This window comes from Paenibacillus sp. AK002, assembly GCF_053903045.1.
The window spans coordinates 562,707-573,617 of the sequence record NZ_CP096377.1 but is presented as its reverse complement, the minus strand read 5'-3'; the positions used below and the strand labels follow the sequence as shown (position 1 = coordinate 573,617).

10 protein-coding genes are annotated in these 10,911 nt (G+C 53.6%); 6 read left to right on the top strand and 4 right to left on the bottom strand.

Going from position 1 to position 10,911, the window contains the following annotated elements; genetic code table 11:
• The first annotated feature begins 61 nt into the window (after positions 1-61).
• From M1D70_RS02430 to M1D70_RS02410, 5 genes are all read left to right on the top strand, one after another.
• On the top strand, positions 62-976 hold the full coding sequence (locus M1D70_RS02430; RefSeq protein ID WP_009595490.1) for a carbohydrate ABC transporter permease: 915 nt from the start codon (positions 62-64) through the stop codon (positions 974-976).
• 5 nt (positions 977-981) lie between these two features.
• Entirely contained in the window at positions 982-1,821 is an 840-nt protein-coding gene (locus M1D70_RS02425) for a carbohydrate ABC transporter permease (RefSeq protein ID WP_456289032.1), read from the top strand.
• A 69-nt stretch (positions 1,822-1,890) separates the two neighbouring features.
• Entirely contained in the window at positions 1,891-3,207 is a 1,317-nt protein-coding gene (locus tag M1D70_RS02420) for an ABC transporter substrate-binding protein (protein ID WP_100539866.1), read from the top strand.
• A 21-nt stretch (positions 3,208-3,228) separates the two neighbouring features.
• Positions 3,229-4,875, top strand: a complete 1,647-nt coding sequence (locus tag M1D70_RS02415; protein ID WP_456289031.1) for an MGH1-like glycoside hydrolase domain-containing protein — start codon at positions 3,229-3,231, stop codon at positions 4,873-4,875.
• A gap of 24 nt (positions 4,876-4,899) precedes the next feature.
• Positions 4,900-5,811, top strand: coding sequence for a glycoside hydrolase family 43 protein (locus tag M1D70_RS02410; protein ID WP_394057890.1), 912 nt, complete (start codon positions 4,900-4,902; stop codon positions 5,809-5,811).
• Positions 5,812-5,956: 145 nt separating this feature from the next.
• Here the strand turns inward: M1D70_RS02410 and M1D70_RS02405 are convergent, their stop codons facing one another.
• Positions 5,957-6,976 carry a Gfo/Idh/MocA family protein gene (locus tag M1D70_RS02405; protein ID WP_071222294.1) on the bottom strand — a complete coding sequence of 340 codons (1,020 nt, stop codon included), beginning with the start codon at positions 6,974-6,976 and terminating at the stop codon, positions 5,957-5,959.
• Between the two features lie 25 nt (positions 6,977-7,001).
• Positions 7,002-7,775 (bottom strand): sugar phosphate isomerase/epimerase family protein, encoded by a 774-nt coding sequence (locus tag M1D70_RS02400; RefSeq protein ID WP_456289030.1) that lies wholly within the window; start codon positions 7,773-7,775, stop codon positions 7,002-7,004.
• 139 nt (positions 7,776-7,914) lie between these two features.
• Between M1D70_RS02400 and M1D70_RS02395 the strand changes: the two genes are divergently transcribed.
• The gene (locus M1D70_RS02395; RefSeq protein WP_100539862.1) at positions 7,915-8,742 is read left to right on the top strand and encodes a helix-turn-helix domain-containing protein; all 828 of its coding nucleotides are present in this window, start codon (positions 7,915-7,917) and stop codon (positions 8,740-8,742) included.
• A gap of 119 nt (positions 8,743-8,861) precedes the next feature.
• Here M1D70_RS02395 and M1D70_RS02390 read toward each other — a convergent pair whose 3' ends face one another.
• Both M1D70_RS02390 and M1D70_RS02385 read right to left on the bottom strand, forming a co-directional pair.
• The gene (locus M1D70_RS02390) at positions 8,862-9,314 is read right to left on the bottom strand and encodes a hypothetical protein (RefSeq protein WP_326119625.1); all 453 of its coding nucleotides are present in this window, start codon (positions 9,312-9,314) and stop codon (positions 8,862-8,864) included.
• Between the two features lie 121 nt (positions 9,315-9,435).
• Entirely contained in the window at positions 9,436-10,686 is a 1,251-nt protein-coding gene (locus tag M1D70_RS02385; protein ID WP_456289029.1) for an MFS transporter, read from the bottom strand.
• Positions 10,687-10,911: the final 225 nt, after the last annotated feature.

The window sequence follows — 10,911 nt, the reverse complement described above, 5'->3', positions numbered from 1 at the left end:
GTAAGCGCTTCAGGCCGTCAGGTAACCGCCCATGCTCATCCATCCTGAAGGGAGGCACATTATGAGAAAGCTGTCCAAGCCCTTATACGGCCAGCAGAATAAGACAGCCTACTTGTTTCTTCTGCCTTGGCTCATCGGCTTCTTCTGTCTGACGCTGGGGCCGATGATCGCATCGCTGTACTTGTCCATGACCAAATTCAACCTGCTGTCATCGCCGACTTGGACGGGACTCAGCAACTATGTCCAGATTTTTACCGAAGACGATACGTTTCAACGATCCTTGTGGCTAACGTTCTATTATGTGTTCTTGTCCGTGCCGCTGAGACTTGCGTTCGCGCTGCTGATCGCCATGGCCTTGAACAAGGGCATCCGCGGACTCGGGATTTACCGGACCGTGTATTACATCCCCTCTCTATTGGGAGGCAGCGTTGCCATTGCCATCGTCTGGCGCCAAATCTTTGACGGCAGCGGGCTGGTCAATCAGTTCCTCGGCTGGTTCGGCATTACGGGCCCCTCGTGGATCGCCCACCCCGACTATGTGGTGTATACGATTATCACGCTGTCCGTCTGGCAGTTCGGATCGGCCATGGTCATCTTCCTTGCCGGTCTGAAACAGATTCCGACTGATTTATATGAAGCATCCGGCGTAGACGGTGCCGGAAAGATCCGTCAATTCTTCGGCATCACGCTGCCGATGCTGTCACCCGTTATCTTTTTCAATCTGATCATGAGCATGATCAATTCGTTCCAAGCCTTCACGCCGGCCTACGTCATCGGAGACGGGCGGGGAGGACCGCTCGACGCCACGATGTTCTACACCTTGTACCTGTATCTGAAAGGCTTCTCGTTCTTCGATATGGGTTATGCCTCGGCCCTGGCATGGATCATGCTGGTCATCATCGGGGTGTTCACCGGAATTGTTTTTCTTACATCAAAATTCTGGGTCTTCTACGGGGATAACCAGGAAGGGAGGTAATGGATATGCCGCTTAAGCGACAACTGGTTCAAGCCGGGAGGCATGCCGCCATTATCCTCCTCGGCCTGCTCATGCTGTATCCGGTGCTGTGGCTCGTCTTCAGCTCATTTAAACCGAATCATCTCATCTTTACCAACAGCAGCCTCATTCCGACTGCCTTCACGCTGGATCATTACGTGAACGGCTGGAGCGGACTTCAGGGCATTTCCTTCGGCCGATTCTTCGGCAACTCCGTGCTGATCTCGGTCATGAGCGTCTTCGGGAACATCGTCTCTTGTTCCCTTGCAGCCTATGCCTTCTCCAGATTGAAGTTTAAGTTCAAAGGCCTGTGGTTCAGCATCATGCTGGTGACGATTATGTTGCCTTACCACGTGACGCTCGTGCCCCAATACATTCTGTATAACGAACTTCATTGGATCAATACGTATTTTCCGCTCATTCTGCCCAAATGGCTGGCGCATGACTCCTTCTTCATTCTGCTGATGGTTCAGTTCATCCGCGGCATTCCACGGGAGCTGGACGAGAGCGCGACCATTGACGGCTGCGGACAATCGCAGATCTTCTTCCGCATCGTGGTGCCGCTTCTCGTTCCTGCACTGATTACGACGGCCATCTTCACCTTCATCTGGAGCTGGGACGACTTCTTCAGCCAGATGATCTATTTAAGCAAGATTGATTTATTCACCGTACAGCTGGGGATCCGATCCCTGTTCGATCCTTCGGGGCAATCGGATTGGGGGGCGCTGCTCGCCATGTCCACGCTGTCGCTGCTGCCTGTGACAATCATCTTTCTGGTGTTTCAACGGTATTTTCTCGAAGGCATTGCCACGACCGGCCTGAAATAGTCTCAGAAGCTCTGTCGTGCGAAGTCATGCTGCAAATGAACCAATTATGATTAGACTGGGGGATTATCCATGTTGAAGAAATGTTTCGTTGGAATGTTGGCTTCACTCCTGTTATTCGTCACCGCCTGTTCCGGAACGGATCACACGGGAGAAGCCGGGAGTACGAACGCAGGGGCTGAGCCGACCGGCCAGGTCGAGCTGCGTTTGATGTGGTGGGGCGACCAGAAACGGGCCGATATTACGAACGAAGCCCTGAAGGTGTTCCAGAACAAACACCCGAACATCAAAATCGTCGGCGAATTCTCGCCTTCCTCCGGATATTTCGATAAGCTGAACACCCAGCTCGCTTCCGGCACCGCCCCGGATATCTTCTTCCTGGGCGGAAACGTGGTGGACTATGCCAAAAAAGATGTGCTGCTGAACCTGGATCCGTATGTCGGCAGCGAACTGAAGCTGGACGGCATGGATGCCACCATGGTGGAATACGGCCGGCTGGACGGGAAGCTGCAGCATATTTCGGCCGGCGCAAACGCCCGGGGAATCGTCATCAACAAGGCGCTGTTTGAAAAGGCAGGCATTCCTCTGCCGGAGCAGGATTGGGATTGGGAGGAATTTGCCGCCATCAGCAAAGAACTGTCCGACAAGCTCGGCGACGGCGTATACGGCACCTATAATTTCACCGTCGACGGAATGGATATCTTCCTGAAGCAGCGCGGAAAACAGCTGTATGATATGGAGAACGGAAAGCTCGGCTTCGCGAAGGAAGACATTCAGGAATGGTTCGAGTATTGGGAGCAGGCCTCGAAGGCCGGCGGTGTCGTTACGCCTGAACTTCAGGTGTCCAATCCGCACGATGATACCAGCAAATCATTGTTGATTACGGGCAAAGCCGCCATGAGCCTCCTCCCTTCCAATCAGCTGGCTGCGTTCCAGAGCCTGACGGAAGATCCGCTCATTCTCCATCCGGTACCACGAGGTCCGAAGGGTACGGGCGTGGTATTCGAGTCCAGCCAAGGACTATCCGGATATGCCAACACCAAGCATCCGAAGGAAGTCGCTACGCTTATGGACTTCTGGATCAACGATCCCGAAGCGGCCAAAATCCTCGGCAACGACCGCGGCGTGCCGGTAACGGAAGCCAATCGCAACCTGCTCCAGGAGGAAGCGGGTCCTGTGGAGGAGATTGTGTACAATTATACGAGCCTCGTATCGGAAGCCACGAAGACCGAGCCTTTTGACGTGAGTTATAATCCGCCGGGATTCGCCGAGTTCTCCAAGCTGGCCCAGACGACGACCCAGGAGATCGGTTTCGGCCGGAAAAACGTCGAGCAGGCCGTTGCGGACTTCTACAACGGCACCGTGCGCATATTTGAATCGAATCAATAACAAGCTTTCAAGGAGGCGGACATGACAGAAGCTATGCTGGACCGGCTGCGCCGGATTTCGATAAGGGATCAGGTGCAGACGGGTAAACCGGAAGACCGGAAGCTGCTGCAGGAATGGCAGGCCACAGGCGTCCGATTCGCGGCAGCGGGCGGACAGCTGGAAGCAGCTTATTATACCGCACTGGAGAAGCTGCTGGCCTGCATCGTGCCGATGAACGGCAGCGATTCGATTCTGCAAGAAGGAGGAATCTACCTCGGTTGCTGGCTGGAGAGCACCGGCACCATCAACGCGGAACTGATATCGCGACTGATCCCCTCGGTATCGAAAACAACCTACCTGGCGTTTGCGGATCAGCAAAGAGAGGATGGGCTGCTCCCTTATAAACTGACGGAGAACGGACCGTCGTTCCGCCAGATCCAGCTCGTCACGCCGCTGGCACGCTGCGTCTGGAACCACTACGAGCTTCATGGAAGGGATCTCCCCTTCCTGAAGACCATGTACCAAGCCATGTCGCTTTACGACGACTGGATCGCGCGTTACCGCAACAGCCGGGGGACCGGCTGCGTGGAGGCTTTCAGCACCTTTGATACCGGGCATGATCTGTCGCCCAGGTTCTGGCATGTTCCGGATACGCCCTATAGGAATGATGCCGCTGCCTTCCACCCGGACTCCCCGGTGCTGCCCTTCCTGGCACCGGATTTGACCGCCAACATCTACTGCCAGCGCCTGTATTTGGCCCGCATGGCCGAAGAGCTCGGCGAATCCGGAGCCGATTGGAGGGCCAAAGCCGAAGCCAGCCTGGATAACCTCCTCCGCTACTGTTATGACGAGGAGGATCAATTCTTCTACGACCGGGATCGGAACGACGAGCTGGTCAGGGTTCAATCCGACGTGCTGCTGCGCGTGATGGCCTGCGAAGTGGGCGACCGCGGGCTGTTTGACGACATGCTGCGCCGGTATTTGCTGAATACGAGCAAATTCTTCGCCAAATATCCGTTTACGTCCCTGGCGATGGACGATCCGCGGTTCGATCCGTCCTCCTCTTATAACAGCTGGGGCGGTCCGTCCAATTTCTTGAGCTTGATCCGGGCGCCGCACGCCTTTGAACATCACCATCGCTATGTCGAGCTGACCTGGGTACTGCAGCCGATTCTGTCCGCCTTGTCCAAGGCGAAACGCTTCTCGCAAACCTTGAGCCCCTGGACCGGTGAAGAGGGCTTTACCGAGACGTATTCCCCTTCCATTCTGTGTCTGCTGGATTACGTGGAACGGCTCTGCGGCATCATGCCGATCGGATCGGATCGGCTGTGGTTTACGGGACTGCTCCCGGTCGATATGGACCATGGCGAAGAAGTTGCCGGAAACACGGCATATGGCCGAACCGTGAACGGGCTGCACTACGAACTGGTGAATACCCCGGACAACGTGACCGTATTCCGGGAAGGCCGCTTTCATATTCAAGGCCCAGCCGGGATTCGGCTGGTCACGGACCGCAGCGGACAATTGGAGGGCGTGATCGGCATGAGCGTGCGCACCATTGAAGGCGAGCTTCGCTATCAAGGCACGTCCATACCGATCCGGATCAAAGGCAATGAAATGCAGCTGTATTCAGACGGAGATTTGAAGACGGAGAGGGATATCGGCATCATCTATCCTTCCTATCGTTAATTTGAAGGAGGTGAACGCTTACGCATGAAAACTGGAGACATTCAGCTGCGGGACCCCTACGTACTGCCTGATCCGGAACAGCGAATATACTATATGTACGGCAGCACCGACAAAAATATATGGAGAGAAGGAACCGGCTTCGATGTCTATATAAGCCGGGATCTAAGCGATTGGGAAGGCCCTTATACGGTCTTTCGCAAACCGGACGATTTCTTCGCTGACGTGAACTTCTGGGCGCCGGAAGTCTACCCGTACCATGGGCGTTACATCATGTTTGCCACCTTCCGCCGAAAAGATAACGATCGGCTGGGCACCGCGGTCCTGTCGGCAGATGAGCCGACAGGACCTTTCTCCCTCCATAGCGAGGGGCCGGTGACCCCCGCCGACTGGAGTTCCCTGGACGGCACGCTGTATATGGACGAAGCGGATCAGCCGTGGATGGTGTTCTGCCACGAGTGGCAGCAGGTCGGCGACGGTGAGATCTGTGCCATGCGCCTGAGTCCCGATCTCACAGAGGCCGCCTCGGAGCCCGTGACCCTGTTTTGCGCCTCCGAGGCCGATTGGGCCACGCCGTTCCACTCGCCCCGCTTTCCCGGATCGGGCAACTATGTGACGGACGGCCCGTTTCTGTTCCGGACAACGTCGGGAAGTCTGCTCATGGTATGGGCCAGCTTTGTGGATGGCCGATACGCGCTCGGCGTTGCCAAGTCGCCAACCGGCAAGCTATGCGGGCCTTGGCTTCAAGAGCCCGAACCCTTATATTCCAGCGACGGCGGGCACGGCATGGTGTTCCGTACTTGGGAGGGGGAGCTGATGCTGACCGTGCATACCCCGAACCGGACGCCGGATGAACGGCCGATCTTTATCCCCGTCGTGGAGGATGGAGACAGCATCAAATTGGATGGGATGTATCGGGAAACACGAAGGGCCGAGTAAAATCTTTATACGAAAAAAGCCGCTCTCCATGAAGATGGCAGAGCGGCCCTTTTTTATAGGTTTTTGTTTCCCGAAATCATGCTTTACTATCCTGTATACACCAAAGGGAAGCCGTACGCGTACGGCCTCCCTCTACACTCATTTATTACAGCTTCACGATTTTACCGGTCTCTTGGGATTCGAATGCACCCAAGATCACGTTCAAGGAACGAAGTCCTTCCTCACCGGAAATGCTAGGCGGCGTGTTGGTGAGAATGGATTCGACAAAAGCGTCGATGACGCCGCTCGGAACCTGCTTCTCATTAGTTGCCATGGCGCCGACCTTGTAAGTTTCCACCGTACCGTCGGTCAGCTCCACAACCACCTCGTCACCGTTAACGGTACCGATCTTCATGGCACCTTTCTCGCACCACAATACCGTTCCGTTATCGCCGGATCTGTAATGCGTCCAGCTTGCCATCAGCGTGCCCACGGCCCCGCTCTTCATGCGAACGATGCAAGTCGCGTTGTCGTCCACATCAGTTCCTTCTTTATGGACCGTACCGATGAAACCGGCCACTTCCACGATTTCATCGTTCAGTAAATAACGGATAAAGTCGGATTTATGCACGCCGAGATCGCCCATCGCGCCCATAATCGCTTCTTCTTTGCGGAAGAACCAGCTGTCTCGTCCGTCCAGACTCCAGCTCTCCGGACCGCCGTGGCCGAAGGAAGTACGGAAGGTAAGCACCTTTCCGAGTTTGCCGGAATCCAGAATTTCCTTCGCTTTTACGTGCGGAGGCATGAGACGCTGATTGTGGCCGACCATCAGGTACACCCCGTTCTTGCGGGCTGCCTCGATCATTTGCTCTCCCTCTTCAGCCGTTGTTGCCATCGGCTTCTCCACCAGCACATGAAGGCCGGCATTCGCAGCCGCGATGCTCATTGGAGCATGCAGATAGTTCGGCGTACATACGCTAACGGCGTCGAGCTTCTCGTTCTTCAGCAGTTCTTGATAGTCTGTATAGGCTTTACCGCCATACTGGGCTGCCATCTCTTCAGCGCGTTCCTTTACCGGATCGGCAAAAGCAACCAGCTCCACGTTAGCATTGTTCGCATATTCAGGAATATGTCTGCGCTGGGCGATTGCGCCGCAGCCAAACACAGCCACTTTAATTTTACTCATTGAAAGTCTCCTTTGTGCTAATAGATTAAAATTGGTTCAGGTAGTTCTGCTTCAGCCAGTTCATGCTGTTCCCCACGCTTACCAGCGGCGGATTCTGACATACGTCCTGCTCGACGATCAGCCACTCCGTGCCTGCGTCGGATGCAGCCTGAATGACACCTGGCAGGTTAACCGAGCCTTGGCTCAGCTCCAGCGTCTTCATGTTGCCTTCCGCATCCTTGCTGAAGTCTTTCAGGTGAAGCAGCGGAAGACGTCCAGCGTATTTCGGAATGTAGGCAAGCGGATCTTGTCCGGCGAATTGTACCCAGCATACGTCCATCTCCACTTGCACGGCTTCCGGCGTCGTTGCGGAATACATCGCATCAAAGACGAACTGGCCATCGACCTCGGCTTCGAATTCAAATGCATGGTTATGATATCCAAAGATCAATCCCTGCTTGCGAGCTTCAGCCCCTACTTCCTCCAGGAAGGAGAAGAGGTTCTTCCAATCCTCGGCATCTTTACGATCTTCTTCGGCTACATATGGACACATCATATATTTAGCGCCAATGGTTTTCAGGTAATCAATTTCCTTCTGCAGATCTGCACGAAGCAGATGCAGGCCTACGTGACTGCCGATCGCTTTCAGGCCAAGCTCTTGAAGAAGCGTTTTCATTTCCTCGGCTGGAATGTCTCCATACCCTGCGAATTCCACGCCTTCATAACCCAATTCAGCCACTTTGCGGAGCGTACCGCGGAAATCCTGTGCCGTTTCATCGCGCAGCGTATACATTTGCAAACCAATGTTCATTCTTCTCATTATAGCGCACCTCGATTCCAAAAATGAGTTACTGCTCTATCTGCTACTATCATACATGCAAATAGGCTAAAATGAACATAAACAATATTGCTGCAACATGAACTATCTGCTTATATTTTTACTGGGGGTTGTTACCATTATGGAAGCAAGGCTGCTCATTTGCGACTATTCCTATCACTTTCAGCAATTCAGCAACAGCCATCGGGGCGGATTGACAACTTATCTGTTCCGCCTCCAAACCGAAGGCTCCTGCGAAATCTACTGCAACGGCATCGAGCACCACGTGCAGGCAGGCGACCTGCTGCTGCTGAAGCCCGGCGATGAATACGAGCTGCGTGTGAAGGAAGACGGCGAGGATGGCCGCGTGTCCAGCGGGGATTATTTTATATTCTGCGATGGCTCCTGGATTGATGATTGGTGGAATCGGATTTCCCGCCCTGTCGTCAGTCACGTCGGGCTCGACGATTATTTGCTGGGTCTGTGGAGACAGATGCTGCTGGAGAAGCGGCGCGGACTTGAAGGGGAAATCGGGGAGCTGACCGACTACCTGCTGCGCAGTCTCTGCCTCTGCCTGGACCGCGCCATTTCCGAGATCAAGCCGACCGATCGCCTTGCCTTCACCGCCCTGCGGCTGAAGCGATTCGTGGAGGAGCACGCCACCCTAACCTTCAAACTGGAGGAGGCTGCTTCCCATGTCGGGCTCAGCTTATCCCGGGCGGTTAAACTGTTCAAGGAGTATTACGGAAAAACCATGATTCAGTATGCCTTGGAGATCAGGCTGAACGCAGCCGTCGAGCGTATCAAATACAGCACGATGACGCTGGAGGAAATCGCGGAAACCTGCGGCTTCGCAAGCTACTCCTATTTTCACCGAGTATTCCGAGCCAACTATGGCATGTCCCCGGTCAAATTCAGGGAAACGGCAACGGTGCCGGCAAGGCCGGGCCAGGAGAAAAGCCCCCGATGATTTTTTTCTTCTATAATATAAAGAAGCAGCCCATGCTCATCCTTGAAGGCAGGAACTAGGCTGCTTTGCACTTTAGTAACTCGAAATATGCTCCAACTGCTTTTTCCGGCCACATCCATTCATAGCATCGCGGCCCCGGCGGCAGCGAAGACCAGCATGAAATAAACGCAGACCCATACCAGATGATTGCGATTCCACTCCCGCGGCTTGATCTCGACCGCGTACGGGAGCAGCCAGAGGAAGCTGGCGACAAACCATGCAGCGGAGACTATTCCGATAAGCAGCAGTTTCTTTCCTTGCTCGTATTGCAAGACAGGGTCCATCCCGTTAAAACGGATCAGCGAGCCGCTGGTCAAGGTACAGGAATAAGCCAACACCATGAACACGGCCACAATCAAAAGCGTGCCGATAACCTTGAGCCCGTCCGGAGCCAGGAAATTCGGCCGTCTCCCTTTTTTTCCGGAAAAGCCGATCAAAAAGAATACAAATCCGACCAAAATAGCCACACCTGCTCCTGAAGCGACAATGCCTCCGGAAATGGCAGCTGCCAAGGCTAGAATCGAAACCATCATCTCGTCTTTCCCTCTCTTTCGTACCTGCTGAACGGTACTGCGTGTGCTTGAAATTGAAATCGTGCGAAGGAGCACTAAATTTCCATAGGTAACGCACAATGACTGTGCAGATCGTATCGATCTAATTACTCACATCCGTCGTATCATCCATCCGGGCAGCCCGCATCGGTGAGAACACGAACCAAACTCCGACTACAGCCAGTCCGGTGATAACAACGCCTAATGCAGTGCGAAATCCATATACATCAGCGATTAAGCCACCCAGAGGTGCTCCAATAACGATCATACTGCGGTTGATAGACCTCATGGTGGCATTCATACGCCCATGCAAGTGTGCAGGTGTGATCGTCTGCCGGTAACCCATCTCAATCGGACCCTCAATGCCTAATGCAAATCCATAAAACAGTTGCCCAAATCCGATCAAGAGGAAGGTCTGAATCGACAGATTACCGTCGTCAGTGGATGGTGCCAGAACCATGAACAGGACCGCAGGTGCATACAAAAGTCTGGCATACGTGATGCTGCGTCCAATTCCAAATCGCTTGCTGACCCGGGTTGATAACGTCGTGCCTATAACAGCGCCAATCCCGGCTGATGTCATGACCAGTCCCAGGGTTGACGCATTAAACCCTAATTCGGTGAGAGCGTAAGTTACCAGCACCGTACCCAGCATACTGTTAAATAGAAACCACACATGGGTATTGAATGCCAGCGTGCTAAGAAACGGATGCCGGTAAACCCAGCGCAATCCTTCCTTTATCAATTCAACTATGCGTTCATTCGAGGCCTTTTCCTGCATGGGCTGATGTTTAATGAAAGCCATAACCAGCCCTGAAAACAGATACGAAGCTGCGTTAACCAAGATGGCAAACGGAGCGGTAATGACGGAGACTAATAAACCGGCAGCTGCGGGGCCGCTGGTTTCCGCAACGGCTGCGCTTTGCTCCAACCGTGCATAAGCGGGCAATAACAACCTTCTCGGCACGAGTTGGGGCACAATAGATTGAGATGCGGCATCATTGAATAACGACATCGTCCCGAAGAGTATCATGATGATCATCAGAATGCCCACATGGATTCCATCGAACAATGCCAGTAGGCAAATCGCTACGAGCAAGATCCCCCGTCCCAAATCGGTCAGTACCAGGATGTTCCGACGACTGACGCGATCAATAATCACTCCTGCCACCAATCCCAGCAGCACATAGGGCAGCCACCTCGAGGAATGGATCCAGCCCACATCAACGGTACTGCCTTCCAGGTTAACCACCACCAGCACTTGGAGAGCAAGTGTGGTTATATACGTGCCAAAATATGAAATGGTGGAGGCTAACCAAAAAAATACGTAACTCTTATTGTTGGTGAGATTCATCTCTAACCTCCATCTGAGCGCCGTATTTTTCGGGTTAATTGTATATTGGAGTCACCGCTGAATGAAGTCACGAGCGCTATAACTAGTTAGATTGTAGCATATCTGTAACAGATAGAGTCGTACTCATTCCAATCGTTCCACGATAAACCAGGGGCGACTTATCGACAGAATGATATGTATGTTTCTAACGATCTGCTCAAGGAAATTTGAACAGTAATCCAACAT

Coding starts and splice junctions, on each gene's coding strand:
- M1D70_RS02405 (WP_071222294.1), bottom strand. CDS start 6,976: ATGAGTAAAATTAAAGTGGCTGTGTTTGGCTGCGGCGCAATCGCCCAG.
- M1D70_RS02400 (WP_456289030.1), bottom strand. CDS start 7,775: ATGAGAAGAATGAACATTGGTTTGCAAATGTATACGCTGCGCGATGAA.
- M1D70_RS02420 (WP_100539866.1), top strand. CDS start 1,891: ATGTTGAAGAAATGTTTCGTTGGAATGTTGGCTTCACTCCTGTTATTC.
- M1D70_RS02430 (WP_009595490.1), top strand. CDS start 62: ATGAGAAAGCTGTCCAAGCCCTTATACGGCCAGCAGAATAAGACAGCC.
- M1D70_RS02425 (WP_456289032.1), top strand. CDS start 982: ATGCCGCTTAAGCGACAACTGGTTCAAGCCGGGAGGCATGCCGCCATT.
- M1D70_RS02385 (WP_456289029.1), bottom strand. CDS start 10,686: ATGAATCTCACCAACAATAAGAGTTACGTATTTTTTTGGTTAGCCTCC.
- M1D70_RS02415 (WP_456289031.1), top strand. CDS start 3,229: ATGACAGAAGCTATGCTGGACCGGCTGCGCCGGATTTCGATAAGGGAT.
- M1D70_RS02395 (WP_100539862.1), top strand. CDS start 7,915: ATGGAAGCAAGGCTGCTCATTTGCGACTATTCCTATCACTTTCAGCAA.
- M1D70_RS02410 (WP_394057890.1), top strand. CDS start 4,900: ATGAAAACTGGAGACATTCAGCTGCGGGACCCCTACGTACTGCCTGAT.
- M1D70_RS02390 (WP_326119625.1), bottom strand. CDS start 9,314: ATGATGGTTTCGATTCTAGCCTTGGCAGCTGCCATTTCCGGAGGCATT.